A 23,678-nucleotide genomic window follows, 5' to 3' on the forward strand; every position below is an offset into this window, starting at 1 on the left:
AGATGGCCGACCTTCTTGTCACCAATTTCAATCGCAATTTCACCGGCGTCTCAGCTACCGCCGCCAATGTGATCCGCCAGCAGGCCAGTCGTTATGATATGGCGCTGGTGGGGCGCGCCCTGCCCGGCTGCCCGGAGCCGATCAGCATCGCCGCCGCTCGCGCGGTCTCGCGTCACCATGATCCCGCCAAACCCTTTGCGATCTGGCATGTTCGGCGCAACACCGAGATGCGTGCCGCAATCTGGGCACGCGACGTCCTACGCCTGCCGGTTCGGATTGTCTTCACCTCGGCGGCGCAGCGTCGGCATTCTGCGTTTCCGCGCTGGCTGATCTCGCGCATGGATGCGGTTGTGGCCACGACTGACGCCGCCGCAACCTATGTCCCCCATGTGCGCGCTGTGGTGCCGCACGGAGTCGATACCGATGTCTTCACACCGGCGGAGAACCGCACCTCCGCGTGGGCCGCACTTGGCTATGGCGGCCAGCAGGGGATTGCCACAATCGGGCGCATTCGCCCGGAGAAAGGCACCGACCTGTTTGTTGACGCTATGCTGCGTCTGTTGCCGGACCACCCCGGCACAGTGGCACTGGTGATTGGGCGCGCAGCGCGGGAGCATCAAGGGTTTTTGAAAGGCTTGCAGGCAAGGATCGCCGCAGCGGGCCTTGGCGAACGTATTCTGTTTCCGGGCGAAATCTCCGCCAGCGACCTGCCGAGGGTGATGCGAGCCTTGTCGCTGGTAATGCAACTGCCCCGTTACGAAGGCTACGGCATGGCCCCGTTAGAAGGTCTGGCCAGCGCTGTGCCATTTGTCGGCTCTGATACCGGGTATTATGGTGCGTTTTCGGCGCAGGGGACCGTAGGTACCGTGGTGCCATTGGAAGCCGCAGACGCAGCGGCACAGGCCGCAGGACAGTTGCTGTCGTCACCCAAAGAACTGTCGCGGCGCGGACAAGCTGGTCGCGATTTGGCGGTCCACGCCTTCAGCGCCGGTGCGGAGGCGGATGGAATCGACGCTGTTTATCAGCAACTCTGGTCCGCTGGCTAAACCCGGGTAGACCGTCACGCGCCCCAATCATCCCAAACAAAAATCGCCTGCCCACAGCGGGACAGGCGATCTTTTTTAGCTGTTTTTGCTCCAGCTATCAGGCAGCGGGCATCCGCTGTTCGACAATTTCGGCCCACCAGCTGCACCCAGCGGGGATTGCCTCATCGTTGAAGTTATATTCCGGGTGGTGCACGGCGGCGGTGTCGCCGTTGCCAACCAGAATATAGGCGCCGGGGCGCTCTTCCAGCATGAAGGCGAAATCTTCGCCGCCCATGACCAGTGGCGCATCATCACAGCCACCTGAGATATCCCGCGCCACCTTTGCGGCAAACTCGGTCTGTTCGTCATGGTTCACCATCACCGGATAGCCCCGGTGGTAGGTCACGTCCGCTGTACCGCCAAAGGTCGCAGCAATGCCGTCGCAAATCTCATTGATCCGCTTCTCCGCCAGATCACGCATCTCGCCCGACATAGTGCGCACAGTGCCCTTGATGTGAACGCTCTGCGGGATCACGTTGAACGCCTTTGAGGACGTCTCAAACGAGGTCACCGAAACCACGATCTGATGCACGGGGTCTGCGTTGCGCGAGGCGATGGTTTGCAACGCCAGCACGGCCTGCGCTGACATCACGGTCGTGTCGATGGTCTCCTGAGGCTTCGCCGCGTGACCGCCGCGCCCTTCAAAGGTGATGTCGAACTGGTCCGTCGCTGCAAAGAAAGCACCCGGACGGATCGCGAAGGAGCCCACCGGACGGCCCGGCCAGTTGTGCATGCCGTAGACCTCCTGGATGTTCCAGCGATCCATCATGCCGTCGTCGCACATTTCCTTGCCGCCGCCACCGCCTTCTTCGGCCGGCTGGAAAATCACCACAACAGTACCGTCGAAATTGCGGGTCTCAGACAGGTATTTGGCCGCCCCCAGCAGCATCGCAGTGTGACCGTCATGGCCACAGGCGTGCATCGCGCCATCTGTCTTGGAGGCATATTCCAGACCGGTCTGTTCATGGATCGGCAATGCGTCCATATCGGCGCGCAGGCCGATGACCTTGCCGGAGCTGTCAGACTTGCCCTTGATCACGCCCACAACACCGGTCCGGCCAATGCCGGTGACAATCTCATCGCAGCCGAATTCTTTCAGCTTCTCAGCGACCAAAGCGCTGGTGCGATGGGTCTCAAACAGGATTTCGGGGTTTTCATGGATGTCACGGCGCCAGGCGGTGACTTCGCTTTGCAGTTCGGCGAAACGGTTCTTCACAGGCATGTTAAGGTCCTTTTTCTCTATCAATGCGCTGCCAATCTTGGTCCACGCGGTTTTCAGTTAAATAATGGTTGATGCAGGCTGCAGGGCCTATCGGGGCAGCGGCAGGCGCTGTTCGATCAGGGTGACGAACCAGCTGCATCCGGCCGGGATGGCATCGTCGTTGAAGTCATAGGCTGGGTGATGCAGACCTGCCGAGGGGCCATTGCCGACGCGGATCATTGCACCGGGGCGTTCCTCCAGCATGAAGGAGAAGTCCTCACCACCCATGGCCAGCGCGACCTCCTCACAGTCACCCGCCACTGCCAGTGCAGCAGCGTGAGCATGACCGGTAGCCTCCGCATCATTGATGGTTACCGGGACACCGTTCACGAACTCCACCTCTGCAGAGCCGCCAAAGGTCAGCGCGATACCGGCAGTCACCGCACGCAGCCGCTCCGGGATTTGCGCCCGAACGTCCGGAGAATGCGTGCGAATGGTGCCTTTTACCTCGGCACGGTCGGGAATGACGTTATAGGCCTTCGATGACGTTTCTGCCGAGGTGACCGACAGAACGGCCTGCATCACCGGATCGACGTTCCGCGACACGATGGATTGCAGGGCAGTAATCAACTGGCACATCATCACGGTGGTATCGGCGGTTTCCTGTGGTTTGGCAGCATGGCCGCCACGCCCCTGAAGACGGATGATGAACTCATCGACGGAGGCCAGGATCGGGCCGGGCCGCAAGGCGAATTTGCCCAGCTCCAACCCCGGCGAATTGTGGATGGCATAGACCTCATCAATACCGAATCGGTCCATCAAGCCATCCTTGCACATGGCCTCGGCACCATTGCCACCTTCTTCGGCTGGCTGAAAGATCACTACCGCAGTGCCATCGAAATTGCGGGTCTCCGCAAGGTATTTCGCAGCCCCCAGCAGCATCGCAGTATGACCGTCATGGCCGCAGGCGTGCATCGCGCCCTCAATCTGCGATGCATGCGGCAGGCCGGTGTCCTCTGCCATAGGGAGCGCGTCCATATCGGCGCGCAGACCAATCGCCCGGTTTTGGGTATCGCTGCGGCCCCGGATCACCCCGACAACACCGGTCCGGCCGATGCCCGTCACCACCTCGTCACAGCCAAAGGTGCGCAGCTTCTCGGCGACCGACGCGCTGGTGCGGTGCGTCTCGTAGAGGATCTCGGGGTTCTGATGGATATCCCGACGCCAGGCGGTGATTTCGGCGTGCATTTCAGCAAAGCGGTTCTTCACGGGCATCGGGTCATCCTCAGGCTGCGGGCATACGTCGTTCGACCAGTTCGGCAAACCAGCTGCACCCCAGCGGGATCGCTTCATCGTCGAAATCATAGGCCGGATGGTGGCACATGGCGGTGTCCCCGTTGCCGAGGAAGATATAGGCGCCCGGACGCTCTTCCAGCATATAGGCGAAATCCTCTGATGGCATGATCGGGTCAGTATCATCCGTGACCTTGGCTGCCACTGCGCGTGCCGCCTCAACCGCGTAGCCTGTCTCAGCTTCGGTATTGACTGTCACCGGATAGCCCGGTGTCCAGATCATCTCAGCCTTGGCCCCATAGGCGGAAGCCACATCTTCCGCGATGCGGCGCACGCGGATCTCAGCCTGCCCTCTGCATTCAGTCTCCAACGTGCGCACAGTGCCTTGCAAGCGGGCCGTGTGCGCAATGACGTTGGACGCGGTGCTATCCGTTTCAAAGGTACCGACCGTCAGTACGACATGTTTCAACGGGTCGATATTGCGCGAAACGATTGAATGCAGCGACACCACGATCTGCGAGGCGACCAGAGTGGTATCAATCGCCTCATGCGGGGTTGCGGCATGGCCGCCAACACCGGTCACGATGATCTCGAATTCATCGGAAGAGGCCAGCAGCGGCCCCGGGCGAATGGCAAATTCGCCCACAGGAATGCCCGGCGCATTATGAAGGCCATAGACTTCCTGAATACCCCAGCGATCCATCATGCCATCGTCACACATCGCCTTGCCCCCGGCACCGCCTTCTTCAGCGGGCTGGAAGATCAGCACCACCTTGCCGTCGAAGTTGCGGGTCTCGGCCAGATATTTGGCGGTACCGAGCAGGATCGAGGTGTGACCATCATGACCGCAGGCATGCATCAGCCCCGGCGTTTGGGAGGCATAATCCAGCCCGGTCGCCTCGGTTATCGGCAGGGCATCCATATCCGCGCGCAGGCCAATGACCCGGCCAGAGGTGTTCGCCTTGCCCTCGATCACAGCGACAACACCGGTCCGGCCAATCCCGGTGGTGATGTCTGTGATACCAAAGCTGCGGAGCTTCTCCTCGACAAAGGCCGCTGTCTTATGCACCTCATAAAGCAGCTCCGGAATCTGATGCAGGTGACGCCGCCAGCCGGTGATCTCAGCGTGCATTTCGGACAGGCGATTCTTGATCGGCATTGGCATCTCCCTAGTATTGGTCCGCGGCCCCAGCTGCGTTGCTGGCTGCTTGCGCCGTTAAAACACGACGTCCAAGGGTGCGAACAGGCGGACAGCCGCATCAACGGTAAGGTCTGCGGCCACTCTCATTCAGAAAACTTGCCTTATCAAGTAATGAGGTGCAAGCAGATCGCCATCGGCCATGATCAGCCCAAGCAGAGCATCCCGAAACTACGCTGACCAGACCTCAGATTGCGAACCTGTCAATCAGCTGCTGCATGAACCGGTGGCCTGCATTGAACTGCGACACATCGATATACTCATTCGGCTGATGAGCCTGCGCGATATCACCGGGTCCACAGATCACAGCGGAATAGCCCGCCTCCTGAAACTGTCCGGCCTCGGTGCCATAGCTCACCACATGGGTGCCATTGTCACCGGTGAGCGCGCGCACCAGAGTTTCGGCTTCGCCCTCGACCTCGGGAACAAGACCCGGCACGTTGAACTTCTTGCTGACATCGATACGGGTGTCTGGATGGACCGCCTGCATCTCCGCCTCAATATCGCGCACCTTGGCCAGATAGGCTGCTTCCCATTCGGCGGCAGATTCGCCGGGAACAACCCGGAAATCCATTACGAAACGGCAATCCTTGGCAGTGATGTTATGGGCAGTGCCGCCATTAATCATCCCGACATGACAGGTGGTGAATGGCGGCGTGAACAGCGCTGCCACGTCATCTGGCGTCTTGGCCATATTCTCAGCATTGCGCCCATTGGCCCAATCGATCAGCCGGGCGCCTTGCATGATGGCGCTGACACCAGTGTGCATGAGCGAGCTGTGCACCTCAAAGCCTACTAGGTGGGTGCTGTAGCCGATGCCGCCCTTGTGCCCGGTCACCGGGCGCATCACCGAAGGCTCACCAACGATGACGCAGGATCCCTTGGGCAAAACGTCCTGCATCGCGACAATCATCGGCGGTGCGCCGGTGCAGCCCACCTCCTCATCAAAGCTGAGCGCAAGCTGCAAAGGCCGCGCGACACCACGGTGGTGCGCCGCGACCAAGGCCCAGATCGCCAAGGCGTCAAAGCCTTTCATATCGCAGGTGCCGCGACCGAAATATTTCCCGTCCCGCTCCACCACGGTGAAGGGATCGCTATCCCAGGGCTGCCCCTCAATCGGCACAACATCTGTATGCCCTGACAGCACCACCGCCCCTTCAACGTCGGGGCCGACATGGGCAAAGACCGCGGCCTTGTGCGGCTGATCGGGATCGACCCAGCGGTGCGCAGTGATGCCGTGGCTGGCAAGATAGCCCTCAACCCAATCCACCAATGGCAGGTTGGTTTCGCTGCTGACGGTGGGAAAGGAGATCAGCTTGGTCATGATCTCCAGCGGGGTGAGCTGGTCTGCCATGCGCTTAGTAACCGCTATCCGTGGTCAGAACAAAATGCCCCGGTTCCACCTCAATGTACTGCGAGGGTTCGGGCTGATAGTTCAGATCGTGGATCGGCGACGGAATCGGTTTGAAATTCAGATCCTTCTCCGATTTGCGCTGGTTGGGATCAGCAATCGGAACCGCCTTCATCAAGGCCTGCGTGTAGGCGTGCTGTGGGTTCTCAAACACGCGCGCCCGCGGTCCGAGTTCGACAATGCGGCCCAGATACATCACGCCAACCTGATGGCTGACCCGTTCAACAACGGCCATATCATGGCTGATAAACAGGAACGACAGCCCCAGTTCGGCCTGAAGTTCCATCATCAGATTAAGCACCTGCGCCTGCACGGACACGTCCAGCGCCGACACCGCCTCATCCGCGACAATCAGTTTCGGATTGAGTGCAAGGGCGCGGGCAATGGCGATTCGCTGACGTTGACCACCGGACATCTCATGCGGATACCGGCGCATGAAGCTGCGCGGCAGATGCACCCGGTCAAACAGGTTGGCAACCCGGTCCTGCAACTCGGACCCAGAAGCCAAACCGTAGTTGCGCATCGGTTCCGCCACCTGATCCAGCAGCTGCATCTGCGGGTTGAGGGAGGCAAAGGGATCCTGAAAAATCATCTGCATATCAAGCCGCGCCTTGTGCAGCTCGCTCTGGTTCAGGCCGAGGATATCGCGGCCTTCGAATTCCACCGCCCCGGATTGCGGCTCCACCAATCGCAGGAGGGACCGACCGGCAGAAGATTTGCCGCAGCCGGATTCACCAACCAGCGACAGGGTCTGCCCCTTGAACACCTTGAAGGACACATCCTCGACCGCATGCACATTAGCCACTGTGCGACGCAGGATGCCCCCCTTGACGGGGAAACGCGTCACCAGGTTGCGCACCTCCAGAAGCACCTCGTCGCTGCCTTTGATTGGGGCAATCTCCTGCTGCTCTACGCCCATCAGCTTCATCGGCTCGGGATAGTCCTTGCCGCGCATCTCGCCCAGCTTCGGAACCGCGGCCAACAGAGATTTAGTGTAGTCATGCTGCGGGTTTTCGAAGATCTCGTTGACCGTACCCTCTTCGACTTTGTTGCCACGGAACATGACAACCACACGGTCTGCCATCTGCGCCACGACGGCCATATCGTGGGTGATAAACATCACCGCGGTGCCAGTTTCCCGCTTTAGACGGTCCATCAGAGCGAGAATTTCGGCCTGGATGGTAACATCCAAAGCGGTTGTCGGCTCGTCCGCGATCAGCAGGCGCGGCTCACAGGCCATTGCCATCGCAATCACGACCCGCTGGCGCATACCGCCGGATAGTTCATGCGGGTATTGCTTCAGACGGCGTTCCGGCTCAGGGATCCGCACCTCACGCAACAGCTCCAGAGCCCGGGTTTCCGCCTCTTTTTTGGTCATGTTCTTGTGGACGCGCAGCCCTTCGGTCAGCTGACGGCCAACGGTGAACACCGGGTTCAGCGCGGTCATCGGCTCCTGAAAGATCATCCCGATCTCATTGCCCCGAATCTGTTTCATCAGCGACTGGTCGGTTTTCCCAAGGTCAACTTCGCTCCCGTCGCGGCGATCAAACAGCAGCTGCCCTGACGTAATATCACCGCCACCAAACTCAACCAGACGCATCAGCGATAGCGAGGACACAGATTTGCCAGACCCGGATTCGCCAACGATGCAAACGGTTTCGCCGGGATTAACATCAAAGGAGACATCCTTGACGCCCACCACCGGGCCGTCTTTGGTCTGAAACTCCACCCGGAGCCCTTTGATTTGCGCGATTGGTTGATCCAGCACCGTGACGTCCCCTTCGTGTTCTTCTTTTTTCGATGGCGTTAACAGAAAGGTGTACGCACCTGCGCTGACCCCGTCAAACCCACGGCCAGAGCCTGCGCGATTTTTTCTCGGCTGCAAGTCTTGCAATTTGGCAGAAGTCTGTATTCGATACCGATAGTGCAGCCACGCCTGCCTCCGGTTGCAAGCCATGATCGCGGTAACGTGATCGCAGCCACAACCCGGCGGAGACCGCGTGCTCAAACGCACAGACCACAGCGATGTGGCAAATCTCCGGGGTGCAACAAACCCGGTCATAAAGAAGGCACATACGTGTCCGACAAGGAGTGAATTATGAAAATCAAGACCCTTTTGCTGGGTGCAATTGCGTCAGCCGCGCTTGCCCCCGCAGCCTTTGCCGAACGGGGATCGGACGGCCAGGTAAACATTATTTATTGGCAAGCCCCGTCCATCCTGAACCCGTTCCTGTCGGGCGGTACCAAGGATGTGGAATCGGCGTCGTTGGTGATCGAACCGCTCGCACGCTACGACCCACAGGGCGAAATGGTCCCATATCTGGTTGAAGAGATCCCCACTGTCGACAATGGCGGCGTGAGCGAAGATCTCACTTCGATCACCTGGAAAATCAAGCCCGGCCTTCTTTGGTCCGATGGCACGCCTTTCACCTCCAAGGATGTGAAATTCACCGCTGACTACTGCATGCACCCCGAAGGCGGCTGCGCACAGGTCACCAAATTCGAAGGCGTCACCAACGTCGAGGCTGTTGATGATCTGACCGTCAAGGTCACCTTCGACAAACCGACTCCCTTCCCTTATGGCCCGTTTGTGGGCGGCGAAAGCCCGATCATCCAGGCTGCGCAGTTTGCTGATTGCGTCGGCGCCAAAGCGCCTGAATGCACCACCGCCAACTTTGCGCCCATCGGCACCGGTCCGTTTGTGGTGGATGAGTTCAAGCCCAATGACGTGATCACCATGTCGGCCAACACCAACTACCGTGATCCGGCGAAGCCTGCCTTTGCCAAGGTTCTGTTCAAAGGTGGCGGCGACGCAACCGCAGCCGGTCGTGCCGTTATGGAAACTGGTGAGTTCGACTACGCCTGGAATCTCCAGCTGGCCCCCGAAGTCATCGCGCAGATGGAAACCGGCGGCAAAGGCGTGCCAGTCGCGGGCTTTGGCCCTCTGGTTGAACGTATCATGCTGAACAACACCAACCCCGATCCGGCGCTTGGCCCGGATGAGCGTTCGGTGATCCGCCCGCATCCGTTCCTTAGCGATCCTGCGGTCTACAAAGCCCTGTCTCTGGCCATCGACCGTCCGCTGCTGGTGGAAATCGGTTATGGCAAGGCAGGCAAAGTCGGCTGTAACTGGGTTCCTGCCCCTGCAGCCTTTGCGTCGGATACCTTCGACTGCTCGACTCAAGACATCGCCGCCGCAAACGCAATGCTGGACGAAGCGGGCTACAAGGACACCAACGGTGATGGCGTGCGGGAAACACCCGACGGCAAGCCAATGAAGATCCTGTACCAGACATCGACCAACGCTGTGCGTCAGGATTTCCAGGCGCTGATCAAACAGTGGTGGAGCGAAATCGGCATTGAAACCGAGCTGCGCAACATCAACTCTTCGGTCTTCTTCGGTGGTGATCCGGGTTCCCCCGACACCTTCCAGAAGTTCTATGCTGACGTCGAAATGTACGCCAACACCTTCAACGGCACCGACCCGCAGTCCTATCTGGGCAACGGTCTGTGCGACAAGGCACCGCGTCCTGACAGCCAGTGGCAGGGTGAGAACATCTCCCGCTTCTGCGACGAGGAATTCGACAAGCTGCACGCCGAACTGTCCCAAACGGCTGGTCTGGAAGCGCGTGCGGAAATCGCCAAGCGCCTGAACGATATCATTGTCGAAAAAGGTGGCATGATTCCACTGGTTCACCGTGGCCGTCTGTCCGCGCGCTCCAACACCCTGGGTGGCGTGGATCTGAACGTCTGGGACACCGAGCTGTGGAACGCAGCTGACTGGCACCGCACCGAGTAAGCGTCTAACGCCTGCAGTGGCCCCGGTAACGCGCCGGGGCCTCTTGCCATTTACGTCCGAATGACGTCATTGCATCGGCCAGAAATGGATCTCAGGCAAAAGACCGCCCAGTTCCACCCCATTCTTCCAATTGCAAAGGCGCCTACTGGATGCTGACCTTTACAATCAGACGCCTTGTCCTGTCGGTTCCGACGCTTCTGTTCATCAGCCTTGTTATCTTTTTGCTGCTTGAACTCGCGCCCGGTGACCCGATGGCTCAGGTCCCTCTGACCGTCCCCCCCGAAGTCAAAGAAAAGATGCGTGAGGCGCTTGGCCTTGGCCAACCCGCGCATATCCGATTCTGGAAATGGATCGTACAGTTCTTCTGGATCGAACCTCAGGTTCTGATCGACCATTATTTTGGCACCAGCTTTTCAGCCGGTGACCTGCGCGTGATCTCCTGGCAGACCCGCTCGCCAGTGATGGATATCGTTGTGCAGCGCATGCCGCAGACCCTCTGGGTTGTGGGCACTGCCTATCTGGTGGCGATCGCCATCGCCCTGCCTATCGGCATTTATTCGGCCTACCGCCAGTACAGCTGGTTCGATCAGGTCGGCACCTTTGTGTCGATGGTCGGCTTCTCGGTGCCGCCGTTCTTCTCCGGCGTATTGGTGATCGTGATTTTCTCGGTTCAGCTTGGTTGGTTCCCCTCCATCTATGACACCACTCATGTGGTGAACAGTTGGGACTCCTTCGTCAAACAGCTGCAACAGATGGTCATGCCGGTCATGGTTCTGGCCTTGCAAATCACCGCACAGCTCAGCCGCTTCATGCGCGCGTCGATGCTGGACAACCTCAACCAGGATTACGTCCGCACCGCCCGCGCCAAGGGCCTCAGCGAATATGTGGTTGTGATGGTCCATGTGCTGCGCAATTCAATGATTCCCGTGGTCACCGTGATTGCCTTGGGCATTCCCGCGATCTTCGGCGGCGCCATCATCACTGAACAGGTGTTCAAGGTGAACGGCATCGGTCAGCTGCTGATCGGCGCGATTGAGGCCAACGACCTGCCGATGGTGCAGACACTGACCTTCATCTTCGCGGTGCTGATTGTTCTCTTCAACCTGATCGCAGACGTGCTCTATGGCATTCTAGACCCGAGGATCCGCTATGACTGATAAGGACCGTCTGGTTCCCGACGAAGGGATTGCCCCCGCCTCCACCGCCCTGCCCGCCGCAGGTGTGATGGAAGAGCTGGACCAACCGCCCCGCAGCCAATGGCTGGATGTGTGGGATCAGTTCAAATCGCACAAGGGCGCTATGCTTGGCGGGGCCTTGTTCCTGCTGATTGTACTGACGGTTTATCTTGGACCGTTTTTCTGGGACATCGATGCCACGCGCATTGATATTCGCGCACGTAACCAAGGCCCCAGCTGGGCGCACCCCTTTGGTACCGATCAGCTGGGGCGCGACATGCTGGCCCGGATGATGGCAGGGGGGGCGACATCTGTTTCGGTTGGTCTGACTGCAATGCTGCTGGCCTTGTTCCTTGGTTCGCTGGTTGGCGTGATGGCGGGGTTTTTCAAACGGCTCGACGGCCCGCTGATGCGTCTGACTGATCTGTTCCTGGCGCTGCCTCTGCTGCCACTGCTGTTGGTCATGATGCTGCTGTTCCGCGAGCCGCTGAACGCAACCTTTGGACCGGAACAGGGGATTTTCATCCTGATCGTGGCCTCCATCGGCATCACCAGTTGGATGCCCACCGCACGGATTGTGCGGGGCGATGTGCTGGCGATCAAGGAACGCGAGTTCGTGCTGGCCGCGCGCTCCATCGGGACCACCAACACCAAGCTGATCTCGCGTCACATTCTGCCCAATGTGCTGTCGCCCATCATGGTCTCGGCCACACTGGGGATTGCGACCGCCATCATCACCGAGTCGGCTTTGTCCTTCCTCGGCCTTGGCTTCCCGCCGGATTTCCCCACATGGGGCCGCCTGCTCTATGATGCGACGGACTATCTTCAGCAGTATCCCGAGCGGGTGTTCTGGCCCGGCATGGCGATTTCCATGACCGTGCTGAGCGTCAACTACCTTGGAGACGGTCTGCGTGATGCGCTGGATCCGCGGATCCGGGGCCGCTGAGCCCCCCACCGAGAGGCGCGTGTAGCGGCAAACACCCCTACACATTCAAATAAAAACATATCAACCGGCCACTTCCCCAAGGTGGCCGGTTTGTTTTTGTCTGCTGCGAACGCGTCAGGACGTCTGGCCCAGATAGACCGACCCAGACAGAATATTCTCCTACACGCTGCGTGGTCACATCTGGATCCGAGGCTTGCCCACCGCCGACAAAACAGTCATTTCGGGAAAATATTCCAAAAGCGACGAATCTCGTCGCAGCCCTGTCGCAGTCACGGAGACCGCATATGTTCGAAACACTTGGCTTTGAAGACACCACCGCCCGCGCGGTTTCGGTCCTGTTTGCCCTGGGTCTCGGGATCCTCTTTGGCGGCCTCGCGCAGCTGACCCGGTTTTGCTTTCGCCGCGCCGTGGTCGGTGAGGATCGCCGACAGGCCGCAGGCGTCTGGGCGATGGCACTGGCTGTCGCCGTTCTCGGGACACAGGCGGGTGTGGCGCTTGGCTGGATCAGCTTTGCCGAGCATCGCCTGATGGTGGCCGATCTGCCCATCGCTGCTGTGATCCTCGGCGGGGTGATGTTCGGCGTCGGGATGGTGCTGACACGCGGCTGTGTCTCCCGGCTGATGGTGCTGACCGGCAGCGGTAACCTACGCGCGCTGGTGGTGATCGTGACCTTTGCCATTGTTGCCCATGCCACGCTTAAAGGCGTGCTTGCTCCGTTGCGCACCTGGATTGGCGGCGTAACCTTGCCGGTCGGCGACTATGCCTCATTGGCGACACTGACCGGTGCGCCCTTGGTGGTTGCCGCAGTGATCGCTGCTGCTGCGCTTGTCCTAGCCCTGCGCTCCGGCAATCGTGCGCTGCCACTGCTCGGCGGGGCACTGATCGGCGCGCTGGTGCCGCTTGCCTGGGTGGGCACTGGCTATGTGCTGTTCGACGAATTTGACCCGATCGCGATGGAGAGCCTGTCGTTTACCGCGCCCTCTGCCGAGACTCTGTTCTATACTCTGGCCTCCAGTGCCGTACCGGCTGGCTTTGGTACTGGTCTGGTCGGTGGCGTGCTGATCGGCGCGCTGGTCGCCGCCCTCCTGAGTGGCAGTTTTCAATGGCAGAGCTTTGAGAGCCCGCGCCAGACAGGCCGCTACCTCAGTGGCGCTGTGTTGATGGGTATTGGCGGTGTTCTGGCAGGCGGTTGCACCGTTGGTGCAGGCCTTGCGGGTATTCCGACACTCAGCCTTGCCGCGGTGCTGGCGCTGGTGTCAATCGCAGCAGGTGGCCTGGCCGCAGATGCCTGGATCAATGCAGCCGCTTCCGGATCTGACGCACAGCGAGCCACACCAGCAGTACAACCGGCAGAGTAAGCGCTGCCGTCATCATGCCCTTGCTGAGGTCCAAGACCTTGGCAAGGGGGTAGAGCGCATAAGACGCCAGCGACACGGCATAGTAGCTGATCGCAACCACTGACAGCCCCTCCACCGTGTGCTGCAGACGCAACGCCATATCTGCGCGCCGGTCCATGCTTTCCAACAGCGCCTGATTTTGTGCGCTGCGTTCAACATCCACGCGGGTCCGCAACAGTTCCCCTGCACGCCGTGCCCTGTCTGCCAAAGTGGCCAGCCGTCCTTCGGTCGATTTTACGGTCCGCATGGCAGGCTCAAACCGGCGCAACATGAACTCGGCAAAGGTCTGATACCCTTCAAACCGAGCCTCCCGTAGCAGCGCAATGCGCTGGTTGACCAGCGCATCATAGGCCCCCGTCGCCCCAAAGCGAAACGCAGCCTGCGCTGCCATCGCTTCCAACTCAGCAGAGACGATCAGCAGCTGCGACAATGTCTGTTCGGCGGGCATTCGGTCGCCGGTCATCTCCACCATCATTTCGCTCAGATGTGTATCAAGCGCCCCAATCGTTGGGCTGAGGCCGCGCGCCCGGGAAAAGCCGAGCATCGACATGGCGCGATATGTTTCGATCTCGCAAAGACGCTGCACCACCCGGCCAATCCGCTGGGCGCCCGTTTCCCTGTTCGGAAAGACGGCAAACCGCATGTGACCGGCTGGATCAATACGGAAATCCCCAGCCACCACACAGCTGTCATCCAGCACCCGCGCAACGGCCAGACTCTCAGGGACAAACCAATCGGTCAGCGCGCGGCGCACATCCGCAACCTCGCCGCGTGGCAGGACTCGCAACATCAGCGAGGTAATGCGTTGGCCCGGCGCCTCGGACAGCCAATCAGACGGGAACACATCGAAATCCGCAGGATCGTAAGGTCGCTCGCTGATGCCATCAAAATACAGCGTGTAAGACACAAATTCGGTGTGCTGTTCCCATTTCAGGGTATGACGCCCCAGTTGCGCGGAATGATGCGTCGCACCCGGTTTGGGATGCGGCACACCATGCCGGTCCAGCAAGGCCACCAGATGTGCGAGGTCCTGGCTGCGATCACGATGCACCGCCTCTTGCGGCTGTTTGATTGCAAGATAGATCACCGTTGAGGGGTTGCTCATCGTCGGGAACGGGCGGGCATGCAGCTCATTGGCCAGCTGGTAGCGCAGCGGGTGGTCTTGGATCGGCGGCATCTGTGGTCTCCCTGAGCAGCAGACCACAAGTTAGCCGAGGTGGAGCAACCTGTAAAGAATTACGTTATTTCAAAGCTTTAACAGGATACAACCGTATACAATCACGGAATACTCGACGCCAGACATCGACATTACGCCGCCTCGAACACCTCAATCGCCGCATTCAAACCATTGATGGCCTCAGGCATGCCGCCATAGATCTCCATCTGCCAGATGACCTCCAGAATCTCGGCTTCGCTTGCCCCCGCCGCACGGGTGTGGGCGATGTTTATCTTCAACTGCGGCGTCGTCTGAGCGCCCAGCGCCGTCAGCGCGGCAATCGTACAGAGCTGCCGTGTGCGCAGGTCCAGACCCTCACGCGCGTAGTGGCGCCCATAGGCCCATTCCACCAGGCTCTCCGCCATTCCCGGCAGATGTGCGTCGTAGCGCTCTGCCAAAATCGCTTCCAGATTTGGGTTCAGCTCTGCCAGAAGATTGCGGCCATTGGTCAATGCGTCAGACATCTGCGCTTTCCTTTTCCAAGTCGTGGTAGATCGCCACCTTGCGATCCATCAGGGCAAGCGTGTCATGAAGCTGCTCCAGCTGTCGGCGGATCACCTCGCGGTGGGCCTCCAGCATTTCGCGCCGTTCGGCCAGTGTGTCCCGCCCCCGCGCCCGCAACCGGGCATAGCGGACCCGATCCGCCTGTTTCATTCCGGTGGCGTTCAACTGACCCAGAAAACGGATCCAGCCGAGGATATCACGGTCATAGACGCGCCGCCCGGCGGCATCGCGTGCGGGCGGATCGATCAACCCAATCTTCTCGTAAAAGCGCAGGGTATCTACGCTCAGGCCTGTGGCCATCGCCACTTCTGAAATCTTCATGCACGTCTCTCTTGCTGCCCACCCATCATGGGTGAGTCGGAACATCCTAGCGGTTGGAGTACGCTCCAGCTCAAGCAGTATCTGCAGCCCGTCCAATCGGTTGCCAGAGTTCTATCGGATTGCCTTCCGGGTCATGCAACCGCGCGAAATAGCCAATCTCACCGTCCCACTCCGGCCGCGTCTCAACAGCAATGTCTGCGGCGGTCAGCTGTGCGATCATCGCGGCCAGATCCGTCACCCGGAAATTGATCATCCACTGCTTGGTCTGATCTCCGAAATAATCGGTATCCTCGGCAAACGGGGCAAAGACAGTATACCCCCCTTGTTGCATCCAGGGTGTCCCCCCAACAGGGTCGATTCCCAGATGGTCATTGTACCATCGGCTGAGCGCTTCGGGGTCTTTGGCGCGGAAAAACACGCCACCTATGCCTTGGGCCTTTTCCATATCATCCTCCTCGGCTGCCCTATGGTACCACAGGCCCAAAGAAAAAGAGCGCCCTGTCAGGAGCGCTCTTTCGATGTGTGCAGCGATGAGGTGAACAATCAGCTGATCATAGTCAGCAGTTTATCCAGGCTGGCCTTGGCATCGCCATAGAACATGCGCGTATTCTCCTTGAAGAACAGCGGGTTCTCGATGCCCGAGTAGCCCGTACCCTGCCCCCGTTTTGAGACAAACACTTGTTTCGCCTTCCAGCATTCCAGCACTGGCATGCCAGCGATGGGCGAGTTCGGGTCTTCCTGTGCCGCCGGGTTCACGATGTCGTTGGAGCCAATGACGATCGCCACGTCGGTTTCCGGGAAATCGTCGTTGATCTCATCCATTTCCAGCACGATGTCGTAAGGCACTTTCGCCTCTGCGAGGAGCACGTTCATATGGCCCGGCAAACGACCGGCAACCGGATGGATCGCAAAGCGGACGTTCTTGCCCTTGGCGCGCAGACGGCGGGTCAGCTCAGCCACATTCTGCTGGGCCTGCGCCACTGCCATACCGTAGCCAGGAATGATGACGACACTGTCGGCCTCATCTAGGGCTGCGGCCACACCATCGGCATCAATCGCGATCTGCTCACCGTCGATCTCCATCGCCGGACCCACCGTGCCGCCAAAACCACCAAGGATCACCGACACAAACGACCGGTTCATCGCCTTGCACATGATGTAGCTGAGGATCGCACCAGAGGAGCCCACAAGCGCACCAACCACGATCAACAGATCATTGCCCAGCGAGAAGCCAATCGCCGCTGCGGCCCAGCCTGAGTAGCTGTTCAGCATGGAGACAACCACGGGCATATCCGCGCCGCCAATACCCATGATCAGGTGGTAGCCGATGAACAGCGCCGCCAGAGTCATCAGGAACAGCGGGAAGAAACCGCCAGTGTTGAAATACCAGATCAGACAGATCAGCGAGAGACCCGCAGCACCGGCGTTCAGCATATGGCCGCCCGGCAGTTTGGTCGCCGCCGAGGACACTTTGCCTGCCAGCTTGCCATAGGCAATCACCGACCCGGTAAAGGTCACAGCACCGATGAAGACACCAAGGAACAGTTCAACCCGCAGGATTGCGATCTCAACACCGTCTTTCTTGGCCAGAAGCGCACCAAATCCTTCGAGCGCCTTCTTGGCGGTGTCATCCATCGCCAGAACGCGACCCAGCTCGATATGGGCGATGAAGCCCACGAACACCGCAGCCAGCCCCACCAGCGAGTGCATCGCCGCAACCAGTTGCGGCATTTCGGTCATCTGCACGCGTTTGGCGACGTAGTAGCCGATGATACCGCCTGCGGCGATCAAGATGATCGACAACAGCCACAGACCAGCACCGGGGCCAATCAGCGTTGCCAGAACCGCCAGCGCCATACCGGCGATACCGTACCAAACCGCGCGTTTCGCGCTTTCCTGACCGCTCAGACCGCCCAGCGACAAGATGAAGAGAACAGCCGCAACCACATAGGCGGCAGTTGTAAAGCCGAAGTCCATTATGCCGGCCTCCTTAAGATTTCTGGAACATGGCAAGCATGCGCCGGGTGACGAGGAAACCGCCGAAGATATTGATCCCGGCCATGAACACTGACAGTGCCGCAAGGAAGATCACAAGGAACGACCCGGACCCGATCTGCATCAACGCACCAAGGATAATGATCGAGGAAATCGCATTGGTGACAGCCATCAGCGGTGTATGCAGCGAGTGTGCAACGCCCCAGATCACCTGGAAGCCCACGAAACAGGCCAGCGCAAACACGATGAAATGCTGCATGAAGCTGGCGGGTGCAAACAGTCCCACAAACAGCACCAAGGCACCGCCGACAGCCAGCAGGGTGACCTGGTTCTTGGTCTGCTGCTTGAAGGCTTCGACTTCCTGCGCCCGCTTCTCTTCGGGCGTCAGCTCCTTCACCTCTTTCTTCGGCTGGGCCGCGATGGCCTGCACCTTGGGCGGTGGCGGTGGGAAGGTGATTTCCTTCTCAAAGGTCACAGTCGCGCCACGGATCACATCGTCTTCCATGTCGTGATTGATCTGACCGTCCTTCTCGGGCGTCAGGTCAGTCATCATATGGCGGATGTTGGTGGCATAAAGCGTCGAGGCCTGCGCGGCCATGCGGCTCGGGAAATCGGTATAGCCGATGATAGTCACGCCATTCTCGGTCACGACCTTCTCGTCCATCACCGTGCCTTCGACATTGCCGCCTTTTTCAGCTGCAAGGTCAATGATGACGGACCCAGGCTTCATTGCCGCAACCATATCCTCAAGCCACAGCTTAGGAGCCTCGCGGTTGGGGATCAGCGCGGTGGTGATGACGATATCAACATCAGGGGCCAATTCGCGGAACTTGGCCAACTGGGCCTCGCGAAACTCGGGGCTGGAAACAGCCGCATAACCACCGGTTGCCGCACCGTCCTGCTGGCTTTCCTCAAAATCGAGATAGACGAACTCTGCGCCCATGCTTTCGACCTGCTCAGCCACTTCCGGGCGCACGTCAAAGGCATAGGTGATCGCGCCAAGGCTGGTGGATGCCCCAATCGCGGCCAGACCGGCAACGCCTGCCCCGACAACCAGAACCTTGGCCGGGGGCACCTTGCCCGCTGCCGTGATCTGACCCGTAAAGAACCGACCAAAGTTATTCCCCGCCTCGATCACCGCGCGATAACCCGCGATATTGGCCATGGAGGACAGCGCGTCCATTTTCTGCGCGCGGGAAATCCGCGGCACCATTTCCATCGCGATCACATTGGCGCCCTTGGAGCGCGCAAGCTCCATACCGGCCTCATTGCCCCCCGGGTTGAAGAAGGAGATCAGCGTCTTACCCGCTGTCATCCGCTTCAGTTCCGTCTCGGTCGGCTGGCGCACCTTGGCCACGATATCCGCCGCTTTCCACAGGGCGGCCGGTGTTTTGACGATCTCAACGCCAACAGCCTCATATGTGGCATCTGCAAATCCCGCCGCCGCACCTGCGCCCGTCTCAATCGCACAGGTATAGCCCAGCTTTTGCAGCTGAACCGCAGAGTCCGGGGTCATCGCAACCCGCGCCTCGCCCTCAAACACTTCTTTTGGCGTGCCTATTTTCACCTTGTCGGTCCCCCTCTTTGTCCCCGCGCCAGACCTACTGAGCACGTATCGCAAATATTTTGACTACATTGCGCAACATTTTTGCGCAACAGTTTCGCTGCGTCGCCGCAACGGATTGCCGCAGTGCCGCAAATCCATCACAGCCATCGCCGTGTCTTTTGTTCATACCGCGCCCAGTCCGCGCGAAATTGCCTGCGCAGCCGGTTTTCTTCCGGCAGAATGAACCGCCGCTCCAGCACCCAGACAAAAATTGGCAACAGTGCCAGCGACAGAACGGCATCAAACCGCAAGACCAGCCCCAGCAGAAGCAAGCAATCGCCAAGGTAGATCGGATTGCGGCTGCGTTTGAAAATACCGGATTGCACCAGCTGGCTTGGATCACCATGCGGGTGAAGCGTTGTCTTCTGGCGCCGCATCTCTACAACGGCCAGCAGCATCAGCACGATCCCCGCCCCGACCAACAAACCGCTCAGAAGATCAATGATCGCGGCAATGGGGCCCGTTGAAAACCCCAGCCCCAAGGGCAGGAACTGCGCCTGGCACCACGCCAGTACAGCAAACCCCAGCAGCCAAACCGGAGGCACGTCGATCCATTTCATTGCAGGCGACACTCCGGGCGACCCTTGTCTTTTGATAGGCACATCAGCGGCAGTTTTCCCCTAAGTGGTCAGAAGGTCCAGCCCCCGAACAGGACGACCGAAGGATAAGGACAGATTGCCCAAAATGGTCGCGGAACGGCGAATCCGTTCCGTTTGCGGCATGATCCTGCACATAATGTTACAAATGACCACGTATACTTTGGCATGCTTACCGGAAGCGGCGGCGCAAATGGAATCCATCTGTCCTCACAAGACCGTCACCAGCCAAGGATAAGGCAGGCTTGGACTATTCCCACTCCATTTCCTCATAGACGCGGCCTGCATTCTTGGTCGCCAGTTCCTCGAAGGTGTCCAACTGCTGCCAGCGGGCCTGATCCACGTAATAAGCCGACGCCAGATCGCCGCCCTCTTCGATATGGGTACCAATCTTGCTGCGCAGATCCACGAGGTAGTCCAGCGTATAGCGCCTCACCTGATCAAAATTGGTCGGATGGCCGTGACCGGGGATTACATAGGTCGGGTTCAGGGGCTCCAGCTTCTCCTGCCAGGTCTCGATCCAGCAGCTGGTGCAGGTGTGTTCAAAAATCGGCAACATCCGTTCATGAAATGCGATATCTCCAGCGATCAGAATGCCCCACTGCGGAATCCAGACCTGAGTATCGCCCGGATCATGGGCCGGGCCCAGATGTAGGATCTGAAAATCGACGCCCCCCAGCGACAGATCATACCGATCCTCAAAGCTGAGGTTGGCCGGTTCAATCCGCGTCTCCCCTGCCCTGTCCTTGTTGTAGCTTTGCATGCCCTGCAGGATGAAATGACCGTTTTCCGTCACCTCTGCTGTGGCATCCACATGCGCCAGAACATCCACACCCTGATCGCGCCAATAGCCATTGCCCAGCATTGCGTGGCCCTGCCCGTTTTCATTGATCACCAGCACCACCGGCTGATCGGTCACCGTCTTGATCTCCGCATGGAGCGCGGCAGCCAGCGCATCAGATGCACCCGCATTGATCACAACAACGCCTTCGGTGGTCACCACAAAACTGAGATTATTGTTGTGACCTGCGTTCTCATAGGTTGGCGGCGCGGTGGCACCGATGGCAGAAAACACCTGCGGAATCACCTCAACGGGTTTGGCATAGAGCTCGGACTGGGGGTATTGGTCGGCGATATCTTCGCTCGCCAGCGCAGCTGCGGGCGATATCAGCGTGACCACTAGGCCAAGGGCGAGAGCTTTCATATCATCCTCCATCTGCAACGGTGACCTGTCGCCACCTTTGGCATGACATTCACACATTGGAATATTTATGTAAACAACATCTGCGTGGTGACCCAAAGCGACAAATTTCCCGTGGCCCATATCCGTGGCTCTTAAATGCCGGACAAAGTGACGGGACGGAGATCTTGCCTGCCATCACGCGACGGTTAGGCTCTTTGCACAACCGGCAGGTAGCCCGGAAAAAAACACCAACAGCGGAGCAAGACCATGACACTCAAGGGAAAACACGCGTTGATCACCGGCGGCGGCACCGGCATTGGTCTGGCGATGGCACAGGCGCTAGCCGCTGAAGGCGCAGAGGTCACCATCACCGGACGCAGGCAGGAGGTGCTGGAGGAGGTCGCAACCGAAGGACTGCATCCGCTGGCGATGGATGTACGTGACGAAGCGGATGTCATCGCCAAGATCGACGCTGCCACTGCCGCCCGCGGGCCGATCCAGATCTGTGTGCCCAATGCAGGCATCGCCGAGGGCAAGGCCCTGCATAAGATGTCGATGGAATTCTGGCGCAACATGATGGCCACAAATCTGGACGGCGCCTTTCTGACCATCCGTGAATCTATGAAATCCATGCGCCAGACCGACTGGGGCCGCGTCATGACCGTGTCCTCCATCGCAGGTCTGCGCGGGTTGCAGGGGGCGCCCTGCTATTCGGCCAGCAAACATGGGCTGATTGGCCTGACCCGGTCGCTGAGCGAGGATTATCTGGGCACGCCTTATACATTCAACGCGCTCTGCCCCGGCTACGTGGACACACCGATCATCGACCGTAACGTGACCTCAATTTCTCAGCGCGCAGGCGTCAGTGAGGAAGATGCGCTCAAGATCATGGTCTCCGCCAATCGCCACAAACGCCTGATTCTGCCCGATGAAGTCGCTGCCGCCCTACTGTGGCTTTGCGGGCCCGGCTCCCAGTCGATCAATGGGCAGACCATTGAAATCGCAGGTGGGCAGACCTGATGACCCGCGAGGAGTTCAACAGCTTCTGCGCCACATTCCCGGCGACATCCCATGTGGTTCAATGGGGCAATGCAGACGTCTGGAAGGCAGGTGGCAAGGTCTTTGCCATCTGCGGTTGGGCCGATGGCAAGGACGCCTTTACCTTCAAGACCGGAGAGATCGCCTTTGAGGTTCTGCAAGAACGGCCGGGCGTCCGCCCAGCGCCCTACCTGGCCTCGCGCGGGATGAAATGGCTGCAGCATTTCAAGGACCCCGGCCTCAGCGACGCCGAACTGAAGGAACAGATCAGCCTGTCCTACAGCCTCGTCACCGCGGGCCTGTCAAAACGCAAGCGCGCCGAGCTGGGCATCCCAGAACCGCAGCCGGGTGGCGAAGCCAGCGCGGATCCTGGATCCTAAACTCTGGACAGGCGCGGTCCGATGCGATAGCACTTCAGAAGCTTTAAGCCTAAAATATATAACCGCCAGACCATCCATGCTCACGAGGTTCAGATGACCGATTTTTCCGCAACCAAGGCCATGTTTTCCCTGCCAGAGGGGATGATCTACCTCGACGGAAATTCACTCGGCCCGATGCCACGCGCCACCGCTGAACGGGTTCGTGGCACGATCGAGGACGAATGGGGCGAAATGCTCATCACTGGCTGGAACAAGGCTGGCTGGATGCAGAAACCCACCGCTATTGGCGACCGGATTGCCCGGCTGATCGGCGCCGAACCGGGTCACGTTGTCATGGGCGACACCCTGTCGATCAAGGTCTATCAGGCCGTTGCCTCCGCGCTGGAGCTGAACCCAACCCGCAAGGTGGTCCTGTCCGACAACGGCAATTTCCCCTCCGACCTCTACATGGTCGAAGGCCTGGTGAAATCGCTTGGCCCGGACTATTCCCTGCGCGTCGTTGCACCGGAAGAGGTCAGCGCCAATCTCACCGACGACATTGCCGTGCTGATGCTGACCGAAGTTGATTATCGCACCGGTCGCAAACACGACATGAAGGCCCTGACCGAACAGGCCCATGCCGCCGGTGTCGTGACGGTCTGGGATCTGGCGCACTCCGCAGGCGCGCTGCCAGTGGATCTGGCAGGCTGCAAGGCCGATTTCGCCGTTGGCTGCACCTACAAATACCTCAACAGCGGCCCCGGCGGCCCGGCCTTCATCTATGTCGCCCCCCGCCATGCGGAAAAGGCGCGCCCGGCGCTCTCTGGCTGGCTTGGCCACGCGGCCCCGTTTGATTTCGATCTGAATTACAAACCCGGCAACGGCATCGAACGGATGCGGGTCGGCACCCCGCCCGTATTGCAGCTCGCCGCACTTGAGGCCTCCATGGATATCTGGGACATGGCCGATATGGCCGATGTCCGTGCCAAATCCATTGAACTCTGCGATCTGTTCATTACCGAGGTCGAATCCCGCTGCCCCGATCTGACACTTGCCTCGCCCCGCGACGGTACCGTCCGTGGCAGCCAGGTGTCTTTCCGCTTCCACGAAGGCTACGCCGCCATGCAGGCGCTGATTGCCCGTGGCGTGGTTGGTGACTTCCGTGCGCCGGATATCATGCGCTTTGGCTTTACCCCGCTTTATATTGACCAGGGCGATGTGCGGGCCGCCGTCGATATCATAGAGGACGTGATAACCAACGCGTTGTGGGACAGCGCCGAATACAAAACCCGCAACGCCGTCACCTGATGGCAACCCTGCCCGCATATCGCGTGCCCCTGTGCCGTCCGGCCGGC

Annotated in this window: 21 protein-coding genes; 8 read left to right on the top strand and 13 right to left on the bottom strand. The window is 59.5% G+C overall.

Annotated elements, in window-relative coordinates:
• The first annotated feature begins 2 nt into the window (after nt 1–2).
• Entirely contained in the window at nt 3–1,046 is a 1,044-nt protein-coding gene (locus tag INHI_RS0110800; RefSeq protein ID WP_027247652.1) for a glycosyltransferase family 4 protein, read from the top strand.
• A 97-nt stretch (nt 1,047–1,143) separates the two neighbouring features.
• Here the strand turns inward: INHI_RS0110800 and INHI_RS0110805 are convergent, their stop codons facing one another.
• The 5 genes from INHI_RS0110805 to INHI_RS0110825 form a co-directional block, all read right to left on the bottom strand.
• Nucleotides 1,144–2,307, bottom strand: a complete 1,164-nt coding sequence (locus INHI_RS0110805) for a M20 aminoacylase family protein (RefSeq protein ID WP_014879569.1) — start codon at nt 2,305–2,307, stop codon at nt 1,144–1,146.
• Nucleotides 2,308–2,394: 87 nt separating this feature from the next.
• Nucleotides 2,395–3,561: a M20 aminoacylase family protein gene (locus INHI_RS0110810; protein WP_027247653.1), complete on the bottom strand. Its 1,167-nt coding sequence runs from the start codon at nt 3,559–3,561 to the stop codon at nt 2,395–2,397.
• Between the two features lie 10 nt (nt 3,562–3,571).
• Entirely contained in the window at nt 3,572–4,738 is a 1,167-nt protein-coding gene (locus tag INHI_RS0110815; protein ID WP_027247654.1) for a M20 aminoacylase family protein, read from the bottom strand.
• 226 nt (nt 4,739–4,964) lie between these two features.
• A complete protein-coding gene (gene argE / locus INHI_RS0110820; RefSeq protein WP_027247655.1) occupies nt 4,965–6,131 on the bottom strand; it encodes an acetylornithine deacetylase in 1,167 nt (388 codons plus the stop codon).
• A gap of 4 nt (nt 6,132–6,135) precedes the next feature.
• Entirely contained in the window at nt 6,136–7,956 is a 1,821-nt protein-coding gene (locus INHI_RS0110825; protein WP_014879565.1) for an ABC transporter ATP-binding protein, read from the bottom strand.
• Between the two features lie 330 nt (nt 7,957–8,286).
• Here INHI_RS0110825 and INHI_RS0110830 point away from each other — a divergent pair, with 330 nt between their 5' ends.
• The 4 genes from INHI_RS0110830 (at nt 8,287) to INHI_RS0110845 (ending at nt 13,466) form a co-directional block, all read left to right on the top strand.
• Complete coding sequence (locus tag INHI_RS0110830; RefSeq protein WP_014874129.1) at nt 8,287–9,987, top strand: peptide ABC transporter substrate-binding protein; 1,701 nt, start codon at nt 8,287–8,289, stop codon at nt 9,985–9,987.
• Between the two features lie 149 nt (nt 9,988–10,136).
• Complete coding sequence (locus INHI_RS0110835) at nt 10,137–11,144, top strand: ABC transporter permease (RefSeq protein ID WP_014874128.1); 1,008 nt, start codon at nt 10,137–10,139, stop codon at nt 11,142–11,144.
• Nucleotides 11,137–12,108: an ABC transporter permease gene (locus tag INHI_RS0110840; protein WP_014874127.1), complete on the top strand. Its 972-nt coding sequence runs from the start codon at nt 11,137–11,139 to the stop codon at nt 12,106–12,108. Before INHI_RS0110835 ends, INHI_RS0110840 begins: the two co-directional genes overlap by 8 nt.
• A gap of 284 nt (nt 12,109–12,392) precedes the next feature.
• Nucleotides 12,393–13,466 (top strand): YeeE/YedE family protein, encoded by a 1,074-nt coding sequence (locus INHI_RS0110845; protein ID WP_014879563.1) that lies wholly within the window; start codon nt 12,393–12,395, stop codon nt 13,464–13,466.
• Here INHI_RS0110845 and INHI_RS0110850 read toward each other — a convergent pair.
• The 8 genes from INHI_RS0110850 to INHI_RS0110885 all read right to left on the bottom strand — a co-directional run bounded on the left by INHI_RS0110850 (nt 13,402) and on the right by INHI_RS0110885 (nt 20,947).
• Complete coding sequence (locus INHI_RS0110850; RefSeq protein WP_014879562.1) at nt 13,402–14,682, bottom strand: DUF3422 family protein; 1,281 nt, start codon at nt 14,680–14,682, stop codon at nt 13,402–13,404. The genes INHI_RS0110845 and INHI_RS0110850 overlap by 65 nt on opposite strands.
• A gap of 131 nt (nt 14,683–14,813) precedes the next feature.
• A complete protein-coding gene (locus INHI_RS0110855; RefSeq protein ID WP_027247656.1) occupies nt 14,814–15,185 on the bottom strand; it encodes a carboxymuconolactone decarboxylase family protein in 372 nt (123 codons plus the stop codon).
• A complete protein-coding gene (locus tag INHI_RS0110860; RefSeq protein ID WP_027247657.1) occupies nt 15,178–15,546 on the bottom strand; it encodes a MerR family transcriptional regulator in 369 nt (122 codons plus the stop codon). The genes INHI_RS0110855 and INHI_RS0110860 overlap by 8 nt, the downstream gene beginning before the upstream one ends.
• Before the next feature lie 70 nt (nt 15,547–15,616).
• Nucleotides 15,617–15,991, bottom strand: a complete 375-nt coding sequence (locus INHI_RS0110865) for a VOC family protein (RefSeq protein WP_014879559.1) — start codon at nt 15,989–15,991, stop codon at nt 15,617–15,619.
• Between the two features lie 98 nt (nt 15,992–16,089).
• Nucleotides 16,090–17,523 (bottom strand): NAD(P)(+) transhydrogenase (Re/Si-specific) subunit beta, encoded by a 1,434-nt coding sequence (locus INHI_RS0110870; protein ID WP_027247659.1) that lies wholly within the window; start codon nt 17,521–17,523, stop codon nt 16,090–16,092.
• A 13-nt stretch (nt 17,524–17,536) separates the two neighbouring features.
• The gene (locus INHI_RS0110875; RefSeq protein ID WP_014874120.1) at nt 17,537–19,108 is read right to left on the bottom strand and encodes a Re/Si-specific NAD(P)(+) transhydrogenase subunit alpha; all 1,572 of its coding nucleotides are present in this window, start codon (nt 19,106–19,108) and stop codon (nt 17,537–17,539) included.
• Nucleotides 19,109–19,245: 137 nt separating this feature from the next.
• Nucleotides 19,246–19,707: a methyltransferase family protein gene (locus INHI_RS0110880; RefSeq protein WP_027247660.1), complete on the bottom strand. Its 462-nt coding sequence runs from the start codon at nt 19,705–19,707 to the stop codon at nt 19,246–19,248.
• Between the two features lie 286 nt (nt 19,708–19,993).
• Complete coding sequence (locus INHI_RS0110885; RefSeq protein ID WP_027247661.1) at nt 19,994–20,947, bottom strand: MBL fold metallo-hydrolase; 954 nt, start codon at nt 20,945–20,947, stop codon at nt 19,994–19,996.
• Between the two features lie 246 nt (nt 20,948–21,193).
• Here INHI_RS0110885 and INHI_RS0110890 point away from each other — a divergent pair, with 246 nt between their 5' ends.
• The 3 genes from INHI_RS0110890 to kynU all read left to right on the top strand — a co-directional run bounded on the left by INHI_RS0110890 (nt 21,194) and on the right by kynU (nt 23,631).
• Nucleotides 21,194–21,946 carry an SDR family NAD(P)-dependent oxidoreductase gene (locus INHI_RS0110890; RefSeq protein ID WP_014879556.1) on the top strand — a complete coding sequence of 251 codons (753 nt, stop codon included), beginning with the start codon at nt 21,194–21,196 and terminating at the stop codon, nt 21,944–21,946.
• Complete coding sequence (locus tag INHI_RS0110895; protein ID WP_014874116.1) at nt 21,946–22,344, top strand: MmcQ/YjbR family DNA-binding protein; 399 nt, start codon at nt 21,946–21,948, stop codon at nt 22,342–22,344. Before INHI_RS0110890 ends, INHI_RS0110895 begins: the two co-directional genes overlap by 1 nt.
• A gap of 93 nt (nt 22,345–22,437) precedes the next feature.
• On the top strand, nt 22,438–23,631 hold the full coding sequence (gene kynU / locus INHI_RS0110900) for a kynureninase (RefSeq protein ID WP_027247662.1): 1,194 nt from the start codon (nt 22,438–22,440) through the stop codon (nt 23,629–23,631).
• Nucleotides 23,632–23,678 lie beyond the last annotated feature (47 nt).

It is taken from the genome of Phaeobacter inhibens DSM 16374, assembly GCF_000473105.1.
Lineage (GTDB): Bacteria > Pseudomonadota > Alphaproteobacteria > Rhodobacterales > Rhodobacteraceae > Phaeobacter > Phaeobacter inhibens.